General features: G+C 39.4%; 20 protein-coding genes. 10 read left to right on the top strand and 10 right to left on the bottom strand.

Annotation, left to right across the window (positions count from 1 at the left end; genetic code table 11):
- Window positions 1-183: 183 nt before the first annotated feature.
- The 3 genes from H0U71_08430 to H0U71_08420 all read right to left on the bottom strand — a co-directional run bounded on the left by H0U71_08430 (window position 184) and on the right by H0U71_08420 (window position 2,727).
- Complete coding sequence (locus tag H0U71_08430) at window positions 184-1,416, bottom strand: outer membrane protein transport protein (GenBank protein MBA2655072.1); 1,233 nt, start codon at window positions 1,414-1,416, stop codon at window positions 184-186.
- 192 nt (window positions 1,417-1,608) lie between these two features.
- The gene (locus H0U71_08425; protein ID MBA2655071.1) at window positions 1,609-2,031 is read right to left on the bottom strand and encodes a GNAT family N-acetyltransferase; all 423 of its coding nucleotides are present in this window, start codon (window positions 2,029-2,031) and stop codon (window positions 1,609-1,611) included.
- Window positions 2,032-2,205: 174 nt separating this feature from the next.
- Window positions 2,206-2,727, bottom strand: a complete 522-nt coding sequence (locus H0U71_08420) for a transposase (GenBank protein ID MBA2655070.1) — start codon at window positions 2,725-2,727, stop codon at window positions 2,206-2,208.
- A 144-nt stretch (window positions 2,728-2,871) separates the two neighbouring features.
- Between H0U71_08420 and H0U71_08415 the strand changes: the two genes are divergently transcribed.
- The 3 genes from H0U71_08415 (at window position 2,872) to H0U71_08405 (ending at window position 5,684) form a co-directional block, all read left to right on the top strand.
- Window positions 2,872-3,786, top strand: coding sequence for a hypothetical protein (locus tag H0U71_08415; GenBank protein MBA2655069.1), 915 nt, complete (start codon window positions 2,872-2,874; stop codon window positions 3,784-3,786).
- A gap of 283 nt (window positions 3,787-4,069) precedes the next feature.
- Window positions 4,070-5,251, top strand: coding sequence for an NAD(P)/FAD-dependent oxidoreductase (locus H0U71_08410; GenBank protein MBA2655068.1), 1,182 nt, complete (start codon window positions 4,070-4,072; stop codon window positions 5,249-5,251).
- A gap of 133 nt (window positions 5,252-5,384) precedes the next feature.
- The gene (locus H0U71_08405; protein MBA2655067.1) at window positions 5,385-5,684 is read left to right on the top strand and encodes a hypothetical protein; all 300 of its coding nucleotides are present in this window, start codon (window positions 5,385-5,387) and stop codon (window positions 5,682-5,684) included.
- Window positions 5,685-5,793: 109 nt separating this feature from the next.
- Here the strand turns inward: H0U71_08405 and H0U71_08400 are convergent, their stop codons facing one another.
- Together H0U71_08400 and H0U71_08395 are read right to left on the bottom strand one after the other, a co-directional pair.
- Window positions 5,794-6,840 carry a hypothetical protein gene (locus H0U71_08400; protein MBA2655066.1) on the bottom strand — a complete coding sequence of 349 codons (1,047 nt, stop codon included), beginning with the start codon at window positions 6,838-6,840 and terminating at the stop codon, window positions 5,794-5,796.
- A gap of 136 nt (window positions 6,841-6,976) precedes the next feature.
- Window positions 6,977-7,696 carry a hypothetical protein gene (locus H0U71_08395; GenBank protein MBA2655065.1) on the bottom strand — a complete coding sequence of 240 codons (720 nt, stop codon included), beginning with the start codon at window positions 7,694-7,696 and terminating at the stop codon, window positions 6,977-6,979.
- Between the two features lie 469 nt (window positions 7,697-8,165).
- Here H0U71_08395 and H0U71_08390 point away from each other — a divergent pair, with 469 nt between their 5' ends.
- Entirely contained in the window at window positions 8,166-11,531 is a 3,366-nt protein-coding gene (locus tag H0U71_08390; GenBank protein MBA2655064.1) for an ankyrin repeat domain-containing protein, read from the top strand.
- A 34-nt stretch (window positions 11,532-11,565) separates the two neighbouring features.
- Here the strand turns inward: H0U71_08390 and H0U71_08385 are convergent, their stop codons facing one another.
- The 3 genes from H0U71_08385 to H0U71_08375 form a co-directional block, all read right to left on the bottom strand.
- Window positions 11,566-12,039, bottom strand: a complete 474-nt coding sequence (locus H0U71_08385) for a hypothetical protein (protein ID MBA2655063.1) — start codon at window positions 12,037-12,039, stop codon at window positions 11,566-11,568.
- 104 nt (window positions 12,040-12,143) lie between these two features.
- Window positions 12,144-13,925 (bottom strand): ankyrin repeat domain-containing protein, encoded by a 1,782-nt coding sequence (locus H0U71_08380; GenBank protein MBA2655062.1) that lies wholly within the window; start codon window positions 13,923-13,925, stop codon window positions 12,144-12,146.
- A 196-nt stretch (window positions 13,926-14,121) separates the two neighbouring features.
- Window positions 14,122-14,460: a hypothetical protein gene (locus tag H0U71_08375; protein ID MBA2655061.1), complete on the bottom strand. Its 339-nt coding sequence runs from the start codon at window positions 14,458-14,460 to the stop codon at window positions 14,122-14,124.
- A gap of 201 nt (window positions 14,461-14,661) precedes the next feature.
- On the opposite strand from H0U71_08375, the gene H0U71_08370 reads away from it, so the two are divergent.
- From H0U71_08370 to H0U71_08355, 4 genes are all read left to right on the top strand, one after another.
- Window positions 14,662-15,012, top strand: coding sequence for a DUF1622 domain-containing protein (locus tag H0U71_08370; protein MBA2655060.1), 351 nt, complete (start codon window positions 14,662-14,664; stop codon window positions 15,010-15,012).
- Window positions 15,013-15,250: 238 nt separating this feature from the next.
- Window positions 15,251-17,173, top strand: a complete 1,923-nt coding sequence (locus H0U71_08365) for a hypothetical protein (GenBank protein ID MBA2655059.1) — start codon at window positions 15,251-15,253, stop codon at window positions 17,171-17,173.
- A gap of 273 nt (window positions 17,174-17,446) precedes the next feature.
- Window positions 17,447-18,403, top strand: coding sequence for a TIM44-like domain-containing protein (locus tag H0U71_08360; protein ID MBA2655058.1), 957 nt, complete (start codon window positions 17,447-17,449; stop codon window positions 18,401-18,403).
- 12 nt (window positions 18,404-18,415) lie between these two features.
- Window positions 18,416-19,207 (top strand): hypothetical protein, encoded by a 792-nt coding sequence (locus H0U71_08355; GenBank protein ID MBA2655057.1) that lies wholly within the window; start codon window positions 18,416-18,418, stop codon window positions 19,205-19,207.
- On the opposite strand, the gene H0U71_08350 is transcribed toward H0U71_08355, so the two are convergent.
- Complete coding sequence (locus tag H0U71_08350) at window positions 19,194-20,501, bottom strand: NAD(P)/FAD-dependent oxidoreductase (GenBank protein MBA2655056.1); 1,308 nt, start codon at window positions 20,499-20,501, stop codon at window positions 19,194-19,196. The two genes, H0U71_08355 and H0U71_08350, sit on opposite strands and share 14 nt — an antisense overlap.
- A gap of 15 nt (window positions 20,502-20,516) precedes the next feature.
- A complete protein-coding gene (locus H0U71_08345) occupies window positions 20,517-20,789 on the bottom strand; it encodes a hypothetical protein (protein MBA2655055.1) in 273 nt (90 codons plus the stop codon).
- Window positions 20,790-20,857: 68 nt separating this feature from the next.
- Between H0U71_08345 and H0U71_08340 the strand changes: the two genes are divergently transcribed.
- Both H0U71_08340 and H0U71_08335 read left to right on the top strand, forming a co-directional pair.
- Window positions 20,858-21,136, top strand: coding sequence for a hypothetical protein (locus H0U71_08340; GenBank protein MBA2655054.1), 279 nt, complete (start codon window positions 20,858-20,860; stop codon window positions 21,134-21,136).
- A 276-nt stretch (window positions 21,137-21,412) separates the two neighbouring features.
- Window positions 21,413-21,643, top strand: a complete 231-nt coding sequence (locus H0U71_08335; GenBank protein ID MBA2655053.1) for a hypothetical protein — start codon at window positions 21,413-21,415, stop codon at window positions 21,641-21,643.
- Window positions 21,644-21,910 lie beyond the last annotated feature (267 nt).

The following is a 21,910-nucleotide window of genomic DNA, read 5'->3' as shown; positions in this document are numbered from 1 at the left end:
TTTTCATTCATAGGTTCAGTCTCTATCCATGGCATCCTAGTTCCCCAATTTTTGTTAACTAGGAGTATGTTACTGTTACCTATGTGTCCGGTCACTTTCATTACCGATGTGACCGGGTCGGACCTTCACCTGTACTCCCCTCATAGAGGAGAGGCACATGCCTTGTGGAACCACGCCTCACCCCTAGAGACTGAAGGTGAGTTTTAATGAAAAAACGTCTACGTCGCCCTTAGTGACTCCCTCAATTTGGTTCCTAGGAGTCTTAATATCAATATTTTCGTTTAGAATATAAGCATGCGCATAGCCACCATCAATACTAATATTCTTGCTTATTTTATAAGCCACTGAGCTTCCTAAGATAAAACTATCACCATTTACTATCTGTAACTTGCCATTGCCGGGCGATTGATTGTAACTACTGGCAAGTCGAATTATCCATCTAGGTGTAACTTGATATTGACCACCCAATGTTAATAGCCAAGTATCATGTAAGTGGTGGGGAACAGTAGCATCTACAATTGCGCGTCGAGGTCCTATTTGAGTAGCAATGCCATGAATATTGATGTCATCGAATATGCTCCACTGGATGCGGTGAATAGTGCCCACTACGCCTAATTTATCTGTTAGAGACTGATGAATAGACAGCACACTTCTGGCCGGAGTCCAAAAAGTAAACCCATAGTGATTAGAAATTAATTGGGGATCTCCTTCCAGGATACTTTTCCCGCTAAGTCTATAGGTAATCGAGCTGCGGTAATTGAATCCAATCGTGGTGGCCTTACTGGGCTTAAGCAATAAACCCACATCATAGCCTGTGCCCTTACCATTGCATTCATTGCGACTTTGGGTATCTGGAATATTTAAGCTTGGAAATCCGATTGTTGGCTTCAATAAGAAATCGGCATAGGAGAAGTTCAAGGCTGCGCCTAGAGCGAGAAATTGATTTACTTTAACTTCTAATGCGGGAACATAATCAATATTCTGAATACTACTACTTGATTGAGCATATCGCAGGATAGAACTTCCATCTAAATCTTTGTTAAGAAAATTAGATAAAACAGCAAATCCTATGGTGAATTTATTTTTAGCGGGTATAGCAATATAGAATGAAGGCAGATAGTAATTGTTTTTTGTGATCGAATTACCAAAAAGCGTAAACTCGGTGTTAGATTGAGTAAATTGACCCGTAAATTGGGTACTAGAATACCCTACGGAGTTAAGAACTATCATTTGCGGTGTTTTCAAAAGCACTAACGCAGCCGGATTGTAATAGACGGCGGTTGCATCATTCACCACCGCTGTCCCCATCGTGGATTCGATGAATGAGGCATGGAGGGTTAATGGTAACAACAACATAACTAGTGCTAAATGCGACTTGTATTTATTAATCCATAGCAATAATTTTCGTTTACCCATAATACGTGCCTTCAATTTTTTATTTCGCGGACTGCACCGTCTGATTCCTGCCCTTTCTTCGCTAAACCCTTGATTACGTTTCACTGCATCAAGGCTACGGTTTTTAGATTAATTTCAAGGTAGCCTTGATGCAGTGAAACGTAATCAAGGATTTACTCTCCCGTCCACCTTCGCTGCTGTGGGTGTCGAAAACTAGTTTATTTTTTTCCTAAAGTAATAAAATTGGATATCATTCTCAAATCCTTCGTACACTAAAGTAATGGTATAACCTAACTTTTCATAGAAATGTTTCGCTTGAAAATCAAATGTTTCCAAAATAATGTACTGGCAATTGCTTTCCTTGGCATAAGATTCTGCTTTTTCCATTAATTGTTTTCCGAGACCTTTATTCCTTGCGCCCTCTTCCACCCATAACAACTTTATATGGAGAAATCCATACATAATAACGCCGGTACAACCCGCTATTAACCTTTCCTCATCATCATGTACTAGATACCCAAAGGGGTGGAAAGAAGTTCTACCGATGATTTTTTTTGCATGTTTTTCAAGACCATTGCATAGTGCGTCAATTTCTTCTAGAGAAGGTTTATTTGTAAAACTGATAGTGTAATCCATTATAATTCTCTCATTTTTTTAATCGCTTGAACGCTGTGCCCTTGAAATGTTGCCATTTCTTCACTAAATCCTTGATTTCGTTTCACTCCATCAAGGCTACGGTTTTTAGATTAATTTCATGGCTACGATTTCTTGATTCACGTAGCCTTGATGCAGTGAAACGTAATCAAGGATTTACTCTCCAAATTCACCCTCATCTTGATCGCTCCCCCACTCTCTTGTCAAAAGGCCTTCTTGTACATACCGATGGAAGGAGGAATAAGGCCAGTCAGCCACCCTTTTAACCAAGCCATGCTTTACCGGATTATAATGAATATAATGAATATGATTCACCAAATCTTTTTCATCTCTGATGAAATGCTCCCAAAATCTACGTTGCCATAGATTATATTCACCCTGTTTATTCTTGCTTAGGTTGATATTCTTATTTTTTACTTTGTTGGTAAAGTTGCTTTTTATTTTTTGCCAACGTATGCAAAAATTATCATCATTTTCTGGCAACTCCCAAATGCAGTGTAAATGGTCGGGCATTATAACGAGGGCTCTTGTTTTAAAGGGGTGGTCTTTTCTTATCTGGCGCATTGAATTACCCAGCAAGGTGATTTGCTCCGTTAGTAAATTCGAGTTTCGATCATGCAAGGTTACGGTAAAAAAATATATACCACCCGGTATTTTATATCTTCGATAGTTGACCATCGTAAATCCTTGATTTCGTTTCACTCCATCAAGGCTACGGTTTTCTCAGATTAACTCAATACCGGGATTAACCGCCTAACATTTGCGATTGCTCTAACAGTATTCTATGTTCTTTAATACGCATCTCAAATAAGGACATGGCAGATGAACAATTTTAAACGTTATGACCCTTGGCCCGCTTTTGCTTACGAAGACTTCAAACCGTCTGCTCATTTAATACACATGCTCATGCAGATCATTGGGAAATTGAAATTGATTACGCCCTTTGAACCTGAATGGTCAAATGTGGGTTTATGGGTTACCAGTCAAGGCATAACCACAGGTCTGCTACCTTATAAGCATGCTGGATTCTCTGTCGACGTAAATCTTATCGCGCATCAAGTTTACTGTACGACCACATGGGGGGAAACCAGTAGCTTTAACCTATCTTCAATGTCTGTCGCAGAACTGACGACGAAGGTTTTTATTTGTTTAAAAAATCTAAGTATAGATCTAGAGATTTCTCCTAAACCTCAAGAAGTGCCTCACCCCATTTTATTCCATGACGATACTGAATCACAGGCTTATGATCCAGCCGTGATTAATGCTTGGTGGCGCATTCTAGTAAGCACCCAACGCGTGATGCAGCAATACCATGCAACCTTCACAGGCAAAACCCCCTCGATCGCCTTAATGTGGGGCACTTTAGATTTAAGAGAGGTACGTTTCAATGGTAAAGACGTAGCCCCCACAGGAATGAATACTGGATATATTCGGCGCAATGCAATGGATGAGCAGCAGGTAGAGACAGGGTTCTGGGCAGGTAACGAAATGTACCCCCACGCAGCTTATTATTCATTTACGTACCCCCAGCCTCAAAATATAGCCTCGGTAACGATTGAACCCAACCAAGCACGCTGGGATGATTCGCTGGCTGAATTTATTCTGCATTACGAAGACGTCTATAAATCCAGTGATCCCGATAACACGTTACTTTCCTTTTTTGAATCGACGTATAACGAAGGGGCCGAGCTGGCGCATTGGAACCCTAAATTGAGCGGCTTAGGACACCCCATATAGTGTAAGGTCAATTTTTGCAGGGATAAGAAAGCGCTGCTTAAAGGAGGCGATGTTCAGCTTTAAATAGTCCAGCTGTGGGAAAGATCTTGAACTTCAAGTCTATGGATGCCATTATTTGCGCTCTTTCAACAAGGAGATTACTATGGCCAAATCAAGAGACACCAAAAAAGAAACCAAAAAAAAACCCTCTAAAACTCCGCAAGAAAAACGAGCTGCAAAAAAAGAAAAGAAAAATAAATAAATAAATAAATAAATAAATAACCGAGATGTTTAACATTTTTTCATGGAAAAAGTAGAGGTAATTGTTATCGGGGCGGGTGCTGCCGGTTTAATGTGTGCAATAGAAGCTGGGAAACGTGGCCGTAAAGTTGTTGTAATAGAACATGCCAATAAACCCGGGAAAAAGATCCTCATGTCTGGAGGGGGGCGTTGTAACTTCACCAATTACTTTATTAACCCTGATGATTACCTCTCGCATAATCCTCATTTCTGTAAATCGGCATTGAGTCGATACACTCAATGGGATTTTATAGAGTTAGTAAAAAAGCATGCGATCCCTTTTCATGAAAAATGTCTTGGTCAACTATTTTGTGATCTTAAATCGAAAGCTATTTTAGAGATGCTATTATCTGAATGTGATAGCGCAAATGCCCAAATCCGCCTGAATACTGCAATAGAATCCATTGAAAAACTAAGTGATCACCACTTCAAAATCAGAACAAATCAGGGAGATTTTCACTGTCAACATTTAGTAATTGCGACAGGAGGTCTTTCAATCCCTACCTTGGGCGCAAGCCCGTTTGGCTACAAGGTAGCCGAGCAATTTAATATTAAAGTTTGGCCCACGCGGGCAGGATTGGTTCCATTAACTTTACAACCTCAAGAGCGCGATAAACTTGCACTTTTATCCGGTGTGGCCGTCAATAGTGTGGTTCAAAATTCACAGCAGCATTTTCGAGAAAATATTTTATTCACTCATCGAGGGTTAAGCGGCCCTGCCATATTACAAATCTCTTCTTATTGGCAGGCGGGTGAGGAAATATCAATCAACCTGCTTCCAGATATAGATGCCCTCTCCCTGCTCAAATCTGCCAAAGTGCAAAATCCCCACAAACAATTAAAAACGATTCTTGCAGAATATCTACCCCGGCGTTTCATCGAAATCTGTCTGGATGCTCATCTTACAGAGATGAAATTAGCCACCCTCTCTCACGAAAGCTTAATTCAGGTGGCCGCACAAATTAATGACTGGAAGCTTAAACCGAATGGGACTGAAGGCTATCGAACAGCTGAAGTGACCTTAGGAGGAGTTGATTGCGCAGCAGTTTCTTCTAAAACGATGGAAGCAAATGATGTCAAAGGATTATTTTTTATCGGCGAAGTACTTGATATCACAGGTTGGTTAGGGGGTTATAATTTTCAATGGGCCTGGTCTTCAGGGTGGGCTGCGGGTCAGGTCGTTTAGTGTAGACTGAGACCAGTTAATATAAAAGCTTTTGAATGGTTTCGCTTATTCTTTTATCAAGAGCATGTATTTATTGAAAATTAATATAAATATATTAAAATGGTCTTATTATTCTAATTAATTCAGGTGCTCCATGAATGAATCATTAAAGCCACAACCTCTTTCTGATAATTTTTGGAAATGGATGGCTGCTAAAACCCAGGCGATGCGTGAAACATTAAATAAGATGAGTACGCTGAATCCTTTTAATACATTCCTCCAACAACCGAAAAAGGCAGGATTTTTTTCTCCTCCACATCAGAATGATTCGAGCAACAATCCTAAAAAAGGACCTCAGCCAGCCTTATTAAAGCCTCCTACTGATATGTGTGAGTATTGTGGGGAAAATGATCACAATGCCGGTAGTTGTCCCAAACCAAAACCCCGTCGATAGATTAACCTTTAAGTTACGGGGGTATGTCTCGCGAATCTCGGGGCAAGGTATGGCGTGGACCACCTTGAAGGTGATCGCACGAGACCCGATAATGAGGAGACCTACAATATTATAAATGGACACCCACTGATGCAAAAAATCCTCCAACAGAAAAATCAGAAAGTTCACGTTTTTCATGAGGGGTGGTGATGGCAACACCGGTGGTAATGCTACCTAGGTCAGTATCAATAAAGGCATTGTTATCAATAAAGTTAAAGTATTTGGCAAGTTGATAACCCGCACTGATTTTGAAACCAAAATGTCGGAAATCATTGCTGTAACGCAGCCCAATTTGACCACTGACACCGGGTACTACACGCGTGCTGTCATCAAAATGTAAATTGAGATCGTTTGGGGTGGCTCCTACTGCAGCGAAATGCTCATGAAATTTACTACTAGAATAACCTCCCAATACGATCGCCTCAGCAGATGAAAAGAGGCTTAATTTTTCCAACAGCTTTAAACTAACTCCAGCACCAATTTCAGGACCTACCCCTACAGAATTATTATTATAATGCACATTATCAGCGCCAAATTCCCCAGTAGCATTGGTTAATATATGCTCTACATTCATACGTTCAGAAACACCCAGCGCTTGAATTCCTACCAGAAGATCAAGATTCACAAAGCAATTAACGGGATAACTTTTGTTGTATACAAGATCAACGTTATCAAAATGGGTTTTTTGAGAAAGAGCCACTGTTGTCACATTACCGATAAAGGCCCGCGCCGCATCCGAGCTCAGGAAAAAACTTATTGGTGCGGAAAGCGCCTTGCTTCCGCTTGGCACATCTACACGGGTATTCGTGATCCCACTTACATGACCATATGCTAAGTTTAGGCTCTGAAGAGGACAATAATCGTAATGTAATGCTATACGAAACCCAGGAAGGTAATCCGTATTTGCATTATCTATTGCCCAAAAAGTAGTGCCACCCACCGCTTGGGTAGTTAAATAATTGATATGGGTCAAGAAATCATCAGTGGGTCTTAAGGACAGCCAACCTATATCGAATGACCATTTATTGCAGTAAGGTACGAAGCAGCAATCGCTGCCTAAGGCATAAGCACTGTTGGTTAAGATCAAACCCGCTATAAAAAATTTCCCTAATTTCATGTATTCTCCTCCTGGAAGTAACTCGAGTTGTAACTATTCAGCCACTAGAAGCGAACGTCCATTTTCGGCTGAATTTAAAGGAAAACTGAACGTTCGTGCAAAATTCAAAAATTAGTGCTGAATAGTTAACTCGAGTTTATAATTTTTTTAATTCAAAAATTGTCCAATACGACCATAAAGGACTAATAATTACTGTTGCTATAAAAAACAATATACCGATAAATAAATCACTCGCACCAAATAAACTGAGAATAATGGCGATAACGGATAATCCCGACAGAAATGTTGAAAAAAGCGTTAGATATCGCCATGATTTTGAAAAAACCTGTTTCTCTTGAGCCACAGAATAAATCGAATAGTATCCTAATGTACCCATTAAGAACCCTGCTGCGGACAACCAAATCGTGAAGTATTCGATCACTCCAAGTGAATTCCAGAATGGAAGCAACGTATTGACACTCCCATTGGGTAATACAGCCCAGATAACATGCCAATAAGACAGCAAGAAAATATCAACAATAGTGCCAAACCCGCCACCAATTAAAAGACATAGTAGGATGATAACCCCTTTGTAACTGTCTCTGAATAGATAATAAAAAACCCCTCCAATGAGAACCAGGGAGAGATCAGCAAGGGCAAATAATGAGAAAATAAGCACATATATATTTGCAAAAGGCTTAGAGAGAGTGAAAAACGCTTGGATGGTAGTAGTTGACGAGCTCAAGAAAGTTTGCAAGGGAAACACGACGTTACTGCCGACGTAAGCGTAAAATAGTCCGCCTATAAGCCAAAATGTGCCATAAATTGCTAGCAATAAGCTGCTATAAAAAAACATTCGTTGTGAAATGGCTTGCATTCAACTATCCCTGGTCAAAATCGAACAAGCAGTATACCTACAAAAGACATGATTTAAACGCAATTTCAGAGATCGATACAAGTTGTACACAGCTAGGAGGCGACAACGCCAATCAAATTGCGGGACGACGATGAAAGGGTAGAGGGCAGGACAACGTGGGAGGGTGGGTCAAGTACGACGGCAAGTAGAACCCATTTTTGTCCAGTACAAAGGGGGGAAACCCATGGCAAACGCATCAAACTGAATATGCCCTGGATTTCGCTACGCTACATCCAGGCTACTTTGAGGGTGTCGTAGCCTGGATGTAGCGTAGCGAAATCCAGGGAAATTCAAGCCTCCAATGTTGAGGCAAGGGGGTTTTTGATGCCGTTACCCTGAAAAAACCCTAATATCTACTAAGTCTTAAGATTTATTTAATAAAATAATCGTAAAATAGAGAGCAATACTATTCTACTTCGGATAATTAATTATGCTAAAGAAAGAACTTACAACTGCTATTGAAAAAGGCGATTTAGCAAAATTTCAAACTTTATTAAAATCCAATCCAGATTTATTACTCGAACCTATTATTGACGATTTTACCCTCCTACATCTCGCTGCGGTTCATGACAAAAGTCATATATTTAGCTTTATTTTAAATGAAATTGCCACGCTCACTCACCAAACACATAGCACAGTCATTAGTAATGCAGTCTCTAACCTGAGTTCAAAATTTTATTATTGGAAGTTACAAGGTAGAAATGCCTCAAAAGAAGCTGTAGCAAAATTTTTTCGTTCATATATAAAGCATAATCACTCAAAAAAATCTTTTCCACAGGAAAACACTAAAAACCCCGAAGAACAATTAATCACAGCCTTAGAAAATCGTAACGAAACAATGGTTAAAGAATACCTAAAGGCTGATAGTAAATGGCTATTAGTTGTCTTAAAAACTTGTATCAGACATAGGAACTTAGAGGAATTTGATTATTATTTTAGCAACTGGAAAGACACCCTTCCCCAGTTCAGTTCTCTCTTTGAAAAAGCAAACCTCGTTCATGAATGTGCACTATTTGGTGCTAACGATATTCTGTTTTACTTAACAGAGAATATTAAAAATTTAGATCTACACACGTCAGCTCCCACCCAGATTACACCAACAGATAATTTCAAGTGGACGCCCTTACACATAGCTCTATATACCGAAAATCGGCAACTGGCTGAATTCTTGCTCGACCACGGAGCTCCCTTACTCCAAGGAGAGACCGCCCATGCTCCCGATAAGATTACCCGTAAAACAAAGCCTCCCTTTATTAATTATTTAAATGAAAAAAAGAAAACCTTCGCTGAGGCTATTCAATCTGGCGACCTCGGATTAATCAAAAAATATATCGATCAGAATAGCGACTGGCTATTGCTTTCTATTGAAGGTAGGAAACCACTAGAGCTTGCTGTAGAAACAGATAACGTAGAAGTATTAGAGTATTTATTGACAGAAGTGGCAAAGAAAACAGGCAAAACCGCACGATCTATTATTAATTCCGATCTTGATCTTTTACATTGGGCAGTTCATAACGATTGTAGCAACATTGCGGAGTATCTCATTAGAAGAGGAGCGGATGTCAATAAAGTTTCTAGCGTTCAATATAAAGAAGGGGCGCATAAATTCACTCCCTTACATTTTGTAATTTTAAACAAAAATGAAGCATTAATGAATCATCTTATTGAGAAGGGCGCCTCCTTGTCAAAAATCAATGGGGCCACTCTTGCGCCTTATGAAATTATTGTGGTTCCTGATGAACAAAATATACTTGCAAATAAAATAAAACAATATGCAACAGCAATTAACGAGGGTGATCTCGAAACAATAAAGAAGTTTATAAAACAGAATGAAAATTGGTTGTGGGTCCCTATTAGAGAAGGTACGTCGCCATTAGCCTATGCAGTACAATCTGACCAAGTTGCCATAGTATCTTATTTTATTGATCAAATCCGTAGATGCACAGGCGATGCAAGATCCAAGATTATTAATAGTGGCTTTTCTGAGCAACCATTCTCTCTCTTATCCCATGCAATTATGCACAACCGGGTGAATTCGGCCCAATTTCTAATTGACCAGGGCGCTGATGTTAACGTAAGTCACGAAACTCAGCTACTAGATGGTCGTAGTAAGCGGTACTCTCCATTGCATCTCGCTTTATACTGTCAGCATGAAGCGTTAGCGCTTTTACTTATAAATAATGGGGCTAACTTATTAGGCACAAATGATGTGAATGAGCGCCCAGATGAAGTAATAAACCGAGGTGTTGAAAACTATGTAAATCCAATGAGAGCTACCAAAGCAAAGTTCGTCCATGCTCTCATACATGATGATATCGAATTTGTACAAAAATTACTAAACACCAATCCTGAGTGGTTACTGCTGCCTTTGACTGAAACCAATAAAAATGCGTATGAGATCGCCGCCTGGTCAAATAGCACCGAAGTTTTTAAGCTCCTTATAAAATTTACTATCGATAAAAAATTAGATGACAATCTATCGCATATAACTGCCAAGAATCCTAAGAATAGTTTATCTCCTTTACAGTTTTTTGCTCTATATAGCAATGACCATATGTTCGCTTTTTTAGGCAAGCTACCAAAAGTACGTGCAAAACTTCCCACAACGGACTTTAGCGCCAAAGGGATGCAAAAGGAGAAAAAAAGCTGTATTACTGAAATTGCCTCAGCGAGTAATTCCATCGTTTGGTTAACGGCTCTGATGAAACGACATCCTCACTCATGTTCTCTTCTACAAGAAAAATCTATTCTCAAACTAATCAAGAATGGTCAAGAAGCAATAACTATACTAGAAAACAATCCTGAAACAGCAAACGTTTTACTATCTAATCGACGTATTGTAGCGTTGATCTATAAAACGGTTAAACAAAGTCCCGCCGCATTGGTCGCGCTAATGCAATCATTGCCAATTTCTATTCTCGCTAAACACGAAGCAACATTTACTTATTTAATGGCAAAACCCAAGTTTAGTATTCGAGATCATCTTAATTCTTTAATCTCTGATGAAACAAAAGTAAGAATGGTTAATGAATTCATGGAGCAGGTTCCAAAAGATAATCATCTATTTCTAGGACATGTTTATAACAGGGGTCTATTTAATCAAGAACCGCAAAAAAAGTTAGCTATTCATTACTACTCTAAAGTAACTAATGACTCGCCACTTGATTACTTATCAGCTCAATATGAACTGATGAATGCCTACATTAGCGCCAATAATGATTGCCTACTCGAATACGAGGAACTTTCAGAACTGACCAAAGATCACATTACTCCCAAAGTACAGGCCAGACTAGAAAACCTATTGAAAAAAGCAGAGATGCAGGGGGGGAAAAGTGCGGAATCCATTAACAATACCCTAATCGCTGTTGATATGCTTCCTCCCACTTCTCCTTTCTATAAAGCGGCACAAGAATATAAAGAAGCTGCATTATCCATGCAACCTTATGTAGTGAGTAAACCAGAATCTTCTATAGTATCGAATAGAGATCAGCAATTAGCCGACAAATTTCCACCCCCAGTGGCTCCGCTTCCAGCTAAACCATCACTCCTATTAGCTGCTGAACAACTGCTCCAGCTAGCTGCTAAACTACCGCTTGAATTCGCTGCTAAATTACTATCCCACTTATCTCGACTATATAATCCACAACGTCCCCCTGCACCTAATAAATATTCTCCGCTGCTACTAAAATTTCTTCGAGAAGCGCCGAAAGACCAGATGGCGGCCGCGAGTGAGGTTAAACTAGGTGAAAATTTAGATCCAGACGAGGCTCCGGTACCTCCTAGCATTCAAATTTAAGTTATTTACACACGAAAAAGCGACCCCATGCACACTAGTCCATAATTACTTCATTCTTATTAGGTAGTAAATACAGCGAAAGAAACGTCAATAATTCAAATCCTCCTTGCACCATATGATTCTGTTCTAAATCAAATTTCATGACGAGTTGATCTGCTAAAAAAAATGCCAGCCAGTATGACAAGGAAATAATAAATGCTGTTCTTACCCGTGCCATCCATATCTCTTGTCGGCGGCAGAGTCCCATACTTGCCCATACAAAAGCGATGGTGGATAGGGCTGACCAGATTAATATTCCGATAAATGCAAAGTTCGGAACCCAAGGTTGTACTTTATACATACTCAATGTTGCAATTAAAAAAGGGAAATTCGTATCCGGGGCCCAGCTAGCATGAAGCAAATTAAAATGCGCCAGGGCACCTACAATATCGGTCCATAAGGCAATCAGCCACCAAAGGGTCCAAAATAGCACTATTATCTTTTTAAAGAATAAGTTGTCGATCTGCATAAGAGGACCCTTATGGTAATTAATTTTTACGAGGGCAATGAAAGGCCATGGTATATATCCTAACACTAGATTTAATTCCCCTGATCAATCGGGGGATAACTTAATTACGATTTTTTCCCAGGTGAGATATTTCTAGCTACATCTTCTGCTTTATGCTTAATATTTTGTATATTACCAGCCGAAAGACTAAATTTTAAAGGCGGCCTTTTTGGGGTAGGACTGGTAGAAGGCGAAGAAGATATTTCTGGATTATTTTTTTTAGGAATTTCTCGTAAGATGCTTATATCCTGCTGGACACTCTGTTGAAATTCATCTAATTCTCTTAATACAATATCTTTTTCTTCCTCTAAAATAATAGTGGCCTCTATTCGCTCACGCATACCATCCAGTTGTGTGTTAATAAACAATCCCATCTCCTGCTGTTTTTCAAGGAGAGTCTTCGGATTTCCAAAACCAGCTGGCATGAAGCTATCTTTTCTATCCATTAAACGTTTTAGTTCTTCTTCTTTTGTTTGCACAACCTTCGCATAAATTTCTTTGGCTCTACTTTCCCCGAGCAATAATTCATTTTCTAGAGCACCGAAATCCTCATTTTTGGAATCCAAAAGTGCGCGCGGAGTTTGCCCATTCTTATCTTTTATGAGTGCATTACTAAGATAGGTTCTATCAATCCGTTGCCGAATTTCATCATAATCATCGCGATAACTAATCAGCTCTTCCTTCCATAACAATAGCTGAACCATTGGTAAATCGTGGTTTATTGCAGCATAGTGTAATGGCGTAAAACCCCACTTATCTTGAATATTACGAGTCGGTTTTTGTTTGTCATTAGTAAGTAAATATTTAGCGACTGGAGTATTTCTCTCTTCCATCGCCAAATGTAATAAAGTCTTACCATCTTTAATGATGGTATCAATATCGTAGTTGGCTGCTAAGCAAGTATCGATAGCAGCAGTAGAGTTATCTAAACAGTAAGCTTTCAAAAAAGCCTGAATATAAAGATCATTTTTACTCTGAGCGACCTCACTTTTTTCTTTTTTTAATATTTGGGCAGCTTCTTGGTTTTGTTTGGTAACTACAATGAGTTCTTTAAATTTATTCTTTAAAGCTAATTCTTTGATCTTTAGCTTTGCTTCCTGCTCTATTCTTTTTGCTTCGAGTGCTTTCTCTTTTTCTTGTAATTCACTTTCTTGCTGAAGTTTCTTTTCCTCCAGTGCTTTTTCCTGCTTCACTACCTCTTCTTCTTTCTTCTGTAATGCTCCCATTGAAGAGGGCATGATAGGCGTCAGAGGCCTAGGGGGATTGGGAGTAGTGTACGTTCTCGCTCTAGCACCCACGGTCAGGGTGTTATTATTTTGATTATCTTCTGCACTATCATGAACTTTTCCACCCTTAGGTCTACTCGTAAATGACATACCCTTAAATCTACTTCTAGCGGGAGATGAGGGTGCTGGAGTTTCTTGTTTTACATTTCGCAAAGAATCGGATCTCGTAGGTTTTTTATTTAAAGTAGCTGAAATAGCCTCTTTTTGAACATTGTTTAACCGTGTGCTGCTTATGAGATCCTGCTGGTGCACACTTAAACGTTTGCTGGGCTTCTCTTCTTTTTTAATATCGTTATGCATTAGATTTGGAGAATTAGGACGCGCCTTCATACCTTTTGGTGTTGAGGGGGGCTCCGATGGCGGCGGCGAGAAGGAGGAATTCCCCGTTCCCATAGAAGGATTGCCATCAATGTTAATTATGCGACGACTCCGGGTTGGGCTCATTGTTTTTTTATTAGGAGGATTACTGAAAAATTCGATTGTTTTGAATAGTCTTGGGTCCACCTTACCCTGTAGCTTATACTCTTCTATAGGATGTTCATTTTCTTTTTTATTATCCATCGTCTTTTCCTACATATATTTGATAAATCTAAGGAGGATTTTTACTCTGCGCTCAAGTTTCTGTCAATTAAATAGTCAATAATTAGCATTTTCATTGGTTTAAAGAGATAAGCGCTGCACATACGACAAATTTTGTGAAAGAAATCGGCCTGCGATCAAGTCGCGGGCCGACGGCTGAGAACTGTGGATACTGCTGCTATTTCTTAATAAATTTTCTCGATATCCGCGCAAGCACCAAGCTGCTCAGCGCAATGGTTGTCGCTATAGATAAAAGAGACATAGGAGGTCTGATGGTTTTAAATTTTGTTTGACCATTATTCATCTCAATGAAGCCTATGGGGGAAACCACACCGCCGCCACCGCCGCCTGCACCTTGGCCAGTTTCATTCATTGCCCTGCCTGTGCCACACCCAAAGCCATATTTTATCTTGGCAACCGGGACGACCGTTAAATCGTTATGGGTAACTGCTTCTCCAAAAACTATTTTTGATAGATCTGACAAACCAAACTTAGATAACACCTGCGTTATATTCATAAGATATCCTCTATAATAATTTTTGTAATAATGTCCGAACAGCTTAATGATAACCTAAATCTTAGCAGATGCCTTGCAAAGATCTGCCCCCGCAGCTAAACCTACTCTATATACTAATTAAGCGAAGCAATAATGACCTGGATCGAATCGGCTTATAACTTGCTCCGTCACACCCCCCATGTCTCACCCTCTGCCTTAGACATGGTGCTTTTCTCTATTAAGGCCGTTATTTCCGCCATGGGCACGTTTATTATCTTAGTAGGTGTCATAATCAGCTTATATCGCTTTTTAGTACTGCGTTTTTATCCTCGAAAAATTCAGCCAGAATCTCCCGTAGGCGTTAACTTTATAAGAAGGGATCTGGGCCAAACGATAGTTTTAGGCTTAGAGTTTATTATTGCCGCTGATGTCATTGAGACCACGACTACGCCCGATTATTACTCCTTAGGAATACTAGCAACCATTGTGGTAATTAGAACCTTCCTCAGCTTCTCGCTAAGCCGAGAAATCTCGCAATTATCTCCCTCGCAAAAAAACAAACTTACTGAGTAATCCACGCCCTTTAATTCTTTCTTAATTATTCTATTTTAATAAATCCTCAAAAACCCCTTTTTACGCAAATACCGTTCCCCTTCTGACTTTCCATTTATTAAGATAACATTAACACTTGATATTTTATCTGCTTTTTCATGTATTTTTAGCAATATTTGATTGCGGGAATTACCAATAAGCTTTATTATAGATTCTAACTAGAAAACCTTTATTAACACCATGCAAACGAGGCGCCAAAATGCCAAATAGAATTCCGAACCGAATGAAAATTGCAAATTTAAAGCGAAATTACCAACACATTTATTCTAAATTGCATACTGTTGTGGAAAAAGAGCTGCGAAATGCCTCCACTGTCTCAGAGCTGGCAAAAATGGAGCTACGCGCAACAATGGAACTCGAGAAACTGTATGCTATTGAGACCGAATTACAAGAGACCCTATCAGTATTAGAGGCAACACGTCCTAATACTTTTTTTGATGACCTATTTATTAAAAGCTTGAAAGATCTGGCTAAGTTTATAGATGAAAAGCCAGCGGCCGAATTATTATTCCCCAAAATTACCGCGAGAAAAGAAGAGCTTGATAGGAAACTGACTCAAACCCTCCAACAGCTGGAAAAAAGAGGCGATGACTTAATTGTTGAGCGAAGCATCAAAGCGGAACAATATACTATCAATGTTCGCCAGGAATTTAAAAAAATAGCGGCAAAATTCGGCACATCGGGTTTTGATATAGCCAGGTTTGACAACTTTTTAATTAACCCAAAAGTAAAGGCTGAAATTGAGAAGAATGCGTCTTTCGCATTGAAAGTTAAAGAATTAAGCAAAAAAATTATTGTTTTAAATGCCAAAACGATTGCTAGTATGGATGCAGAAAAATTTTTAAAAGTGACTAGAGAAGAACTTCTCACACCCTGGAATTATCCAAACCAACCGGGGTTAGCAGAATACACAGGGCACATTAACAAAGTCTCGCAGTTTGTGACAGAAGACATTTTAGATACTAAAAATCCCCCCCTAGACACTCAGTGTGAATATGTTAGAGAACAGAGCGCTGAGAAACGGGCTCTCATTTTAGAGCGGTGGATTTGGACCAGCTTTTACCTGTTTCATGAGCTAAAGGATTACACTGGATTTAATGCTATCAATTCTGCATTATCAACTCACATGATTTTCAACTTGACCAAAACGTGGGCGGCCATTTCAGATGAGGCTAATGACGCTAACACCTCCTTAGGAGCAATTTTAGTGCCCCCCATGTCTTCAGGCAAAAAATCTCATGAGTTAACACCGCATTCTTTAGATACAAACAAGCCCTGCATACCTCATCTAGGCCACATTCAAAGAGCCTTTGTATTTACTTTGGAAAATCCAAATGTTAGCAAAATCAGGAACAAAGAGACCGTATTAAAACGTGACGAAATCGCTAATCGTACTTCCACCGGTCATCTCGTTGACGCATTTGACTTTTTTCAGCACAGAATAAAAACGGAATTTTGGGTTGACTCAATTGATGTAGGATTAAAAAAATCCATAGAAAATCTCCCGCTTACTCACGAAGATGTCCTTTCCGAATTGCGCTTTAAACTTGAGCCTGTAGGGAACAATCTTATCCCAGCACAACCGGTGAATTTGGGTTGCCTCTATACACCTTCAAAATCTTTTGGTCAACCGAGTCCTGCTAATCGTCAACAAATCGCACTAATATACATTGAAAAAACCAAGAAATTTCTTGCGGCTCACGCTCCCTTACTGAATAAGAATCAAATTATTTTCAGTACTAAGGAAGCAGGTCGCTTGCTTTACGCTTTAAATACATACACCCAACGTGATGAAAGCAAATCTAACGCATACAACCAAGAGAAGGAAAGGATCGCAACATTAGTAAAGCCTTATATCTCTAAGGATGATGAAATAACGTGTCTACTTAGAGGATTAGAAGAATTCAGCAAAAACGATCTTAAGACCGCAAACTTAGTAAAGCCTTTTATCACTCAGCTGGAAAGCCTAAGGTCACAAGTCGTCCAACAAGCGTGGTCGCAGGCTCGCCCTGTTGTTGATTCAGTGGCTAACTCCAGATATGGCTTCTTAGCCCCTAATAAAGCTAATAATAAAATCAGCGAAGAACCTATTGAAGCAGATAATACCTTATCGATTAGCTAAGTCTTTGTTGATTTATAGCTGAGCTGCTTCTTCGTACATCAAGGCTACTTTGTAGCCTTGATGCAGCGAAGCGAAATCAAGGAACCACTACAAATAAACCCCTAACTTTCATACCACCCCAATACAGAAAAACATCTTTGCCAGAAGGTGACGGCATCTATTTAGGAGACCTTTACCGCATAATCTGGAGCAATGATTATTTAACGCTTACGGTAGTGAAATTAAAGTATTTATTCTCTATAATTTCACAATCTTAAAAAAAGGCATGGACATATGGAAATGGTTAAAAAAATAGTCTCTCTGGTACTCATAATGAGTTTGCTACTTCCCCTACTTGCTGAAGCACGCGCTGGGTCACGTCCTGGAGGCGGTGGCGGGTATCGTAGCAGTCGATCCTACCAAGGAGGTGGCGGCTATAATTATCGTCCTCGCTCTGACTATCGATCATCCCCATACACTCCTCGTCCCGCAACGGCTTACCCCGCTGCCGCTGCTCGGTCATCCTCCGGTTCTTTCTTATCAGGACTGGCCTCCGGCGTTTTAGGCGTGTGGTTATACAATAAAATCTTCCAACCCAATACGCCTCAAAAAACAGAAGCCACTACGCCAACCTCTCAAGAACAACAAGCCCCAGCTCAAGGAGGCTTCTTACGAACAGTGTTAATTTTACTTGGAGCGTACTTAGTGTGGCGATTATTTAGAAATCGTCGTAGAAAAAATCAAGACAGTAATTTTAGAACGAATCCTGATCAAGAGGGATCCTCGCCTCGCAAGATGGATATAAAAGATTTCCTCAACTTATCTAAAGGCTCAACGCCATTAGCCGGCAGTCTGACCGAGCAAGATCAACAATCGTTTGAAACATTGTTACAGCGCATCCAAAACGCTTGGTCACAATATGACATTTCTGAACTACAGCGTTTAACAACGCCTGAAATGCTGCAAAACTTTTCAGAAATTATCAGAGAAAATCAAGAACGCAATATTAAGAACTACATTTCTCAGGTTAAGTTGTTAAAACAAGAAGTACTCGATTCCTGGCAAGAAGGGGCCGATTCTATGGCTCGCGTGGCAATGACATGGAGCGCCGTTGACTATGCTGTCGACAGCCAGTCACCAGATACCCTACTTGATGGCGATCGAACAGAACCCACCGTAGCGACAGAAATCTGGACTTTCAAAAAAAGTGATAATGGTTCATGGTTATTAGCAGAAATTCAACAAGTATAATTAGGTGTAAAAATGAAGCTTCAGTCCGAAAGTAGAAAAAGTATAAAAAAAGAATCTAAACCTCGTAATGGCGGCGATTTTTCCATTGGGTTGGCTAGGTTATGGGAAGAAAACAATATCGCTGATGAAGAAAATATTTATGCTGTAGGGGTTACCTATAAAGACACCATCACTGAAAAATCGGGAAGTATTAAGAGTGGCACTTTCAGAAGGGCATATATTAAAAATGGTCATGTGGATAAGCCGGTAAACTTCGTTGCAGTTAAATATATAAATCATGGGAAAAGACCTGAGCTCCACACAGCCGAGGTGACTTTTCAGGTTTATCCAAAAAAAAATGAAGAAAAAACATACACCTCTTGGACACTCTTAACTGATCCAGTAACCTTTTTAGATAATCACCAAAAACATGTGGGCTTATTGGCCCTAAGCAACTCTTCACCCATGCGTCGGTTATTGAAACAGAAGAGAGAATTAGAATTGGATGCGATAAATGGGGACAAAGACGCACAAACAAAGGCAGACAAAATAAACTGCTTTTTAAAAACTATGAGTGACTCGAATACATGCTATGGTTTAAATATCCTAAATAATCCGGAAAACGAACTTTATAAAGCATTGGTCAAGCCTCGTATCAAAACTCATCGATTTTTATTTTTTAAATTCCGCTTTCAGTGGGCAAAAACAGATAAAGAGACTTCTACCTTTTCAATTTTACAAGACCTGAAACGCCAGGAGTTTTATAAAAACTTGAAAACTGAAGAAGGGGAAAATCAAGCATCAACACATACTAATGGAGCTTAATTCCAGATTTAATTTTACGCGTAAAAACATTGCTCACTGTTAGTAAAAATGTTTTCCAAATGCCAAAGAGCGTCGCTTGATGCTCTTTGTGCAGGAAAAGATACGAAAGCCTGGCCAACTTACCTTCGATAAAAAAGTTACCCACTTTGCCCATCAAATTTCCCACAACATTTTTTCGGCTCAATGAGACTAAGGAACCATAATCTTTATAGACAAAATCAGGAACAGGTTGACCTTTAAACATCATTTTAAATGACTTCGCTAAATAGGCTGCTTGTTGTCGCGCAGCCTGAGCACGGGGAGGCACCAAGGTATTATCTTTTAAATTCATGCAGGCAGCACAGTCTCCTAGGGCAAAAATGTAATCATTACTGGTGAGCAGATTTTGTTTCACTATGAGTTGATTCAACGAGTTTACTTCAAGATTTAATTCTGCAAGAAAGTCAGGCGCTTTTATACCCGCTGACCAGACCATTACATCTGCCGTTAAGAATAATTCACTCGCCGTCTCTAAACCAGTCGCAAGCGCTTTGGTGACCCGTTGATTAGGGATAACCACAATCCCCATTTCTCGTAATTCTTTAGTCACTTTTACAGAGATTTCTTCTGATAAGTTAGGGAGTATTCTTTTGGCTCCTTCAACTATCGATATCTTTAAATTTTCTACTAACCCAGAAGGTTTTGAACCGTAATGAATTGCTTTGGAAAGCGCATATTTTAATTCAGCGGCAAGCTCTACTCCGGTAGCTCCGCCTCCGACGATGACAACGTTAAGCTCTTTTTGGTCAAATTCATGGGTTTGGATGAATGCCAAAATTTCATAGAGAAAATTTCTTTGAAATCGTTCTGCTTGCACTAACTTGTCTAAGAAATAGCAGTTTTCTTTTACGCCGGGAATGCCAAAGGAATTACTTACACTACCCACAGCAATCACCAAATAATCATAAGGAATTTGTCGCTGCGGAATGATGACTTTTTTTTCGTCGTCAAGGACAGGACTAATTGTAATTTGCTTCAATTGTTTATCCAAACCACAAAAACTTCCCAGCACAAAGTTCAAACCTTTTCGGTGTGCATAAGTGATATAGTTGATCTCATCCTGAGCAATGTCTACAGTGCCTGCAGCAACTTCGTTATATAAAGGCTTCCAAATATAACGTAGCGATTCATCCACTAGAGTTACTTGAATATTTTTTTCGCGGTGGAAATTTTTGACTAAACGGATGGCGAGCTCTAAGCCTGCGGCACCACCCCCTACTATCACCACCTGACATTTTTTCTTATCATGATCCATCTCTTTACCCACTACTTATAAACTATTAGGCGAAGTCATTACAGGTGTTACCCGCTGCTGTATTGAGCAGTTATTTATATCCAAATAAGCTTGGTTCGAATAAATATCTTTGGCTATTACATCAGTTCTGCAATGGGACAGAACAAGTCGGCCATCTGATTGATAATAGCCATAGACAATCACATAATCACCATACGCAGTATCACGATAGTAGCCCATTATTCTATACTCGGCACTGCTTATAGAAATCATAAAAAGAAGGGATAAAAATATTATAGTTTTTTTCATCTCAGCACCTCTATACAAATTATAGTATGCTTATATTAGACATAAACGTACCTAATGGAGCTGCTACGATGCGATGCTACTTATTCATAAGATATACAGTAAAAGATTACAGCTACTGGCGCGCAGAATACGATGGAGAGTGTATTCGTGGATGGCGAGAATCAAATGGAGAAAAAAGCTGCCAGGTGTTTAGAGATGAAGATAATCCACATCAAGTGACATTGTTATGCGAATGGAAAAATGCTGACAGTGCTAAGAAATTCATTAGTGATCCACAACTAAGTGACAACATGCAAATTTCTGGAGTGACGGATCAACCTACAATTTATTTATTACATAAAGACTAACTTATGCAACATTATTCGGCGACGCTTCTTATTTATTAATCATCATGCAATCAGAAACATAACTCTATTTACATTAATACACATGGAAAAGGAAGCTCAGGTATACTAAATATACATATGTAAGGATTTAATTTTTAAATATACCTTACGTTTTTTTGTTGAATTGTCCTCGATGATTAGCAACAAAGGAGAAAATAAAAATGCAAAAGTCAAAAATATTCACCACAAAAAAAGTTCTAACAATGGCTGTGGGCTTAGCGTTCGCAGGAGCAGCAATTGGCTTCTCAGCACCAGCTCAAGCAGGCTACGGATGCAGCACATGCCATGTCGCTAAATACAGAACTCATTACCGAAACTATGGATGTTGCAAAACATATAATAGATGTAACACCTGTAATACATGCACCTACCGCACCTGCTACAAACCATGTGGTTATAGCTGTGGCGGATGTGGTTATGGTAGCAGCTACTACTACGGTGGTGGTTACTACTACTAATTACAGCTAGTTTTTATAATTCACTTCCTTCTAAGAGACCCTGAATTTGAGCAGGGTCTCTTTTTATCTGCCTTATCATTTTCTAATACATGCACCGATAGTTAATCAACTAACTACTAGATTTAAAATGGGATAAAAATTTTACTTCATTGTAAGCGCTAATTTAACCACACCTTTTTAATTTTAAAAATAATCTGCATATTATCACTCACAACAATTAATGAGGAGATAATATGATAATTGCGGCAGAAACAAATTCACATCAATCCGAGAAGCA

The sequence above is a fragment of the Gammaproteobacteria bacterium genome (assembly GCA_013697705.1).
Classification (GTDB): domain Bacteria; phylum Pseudomonadota; class Gammaproteobacteria; order UBA6002; family UBA6002; genus UBA6002.
The sequence above is the reverse complement of the archived record's forward strand: the minus strand, read 5'-3'. Positions and strand labels throughout refer to the sequence as shown.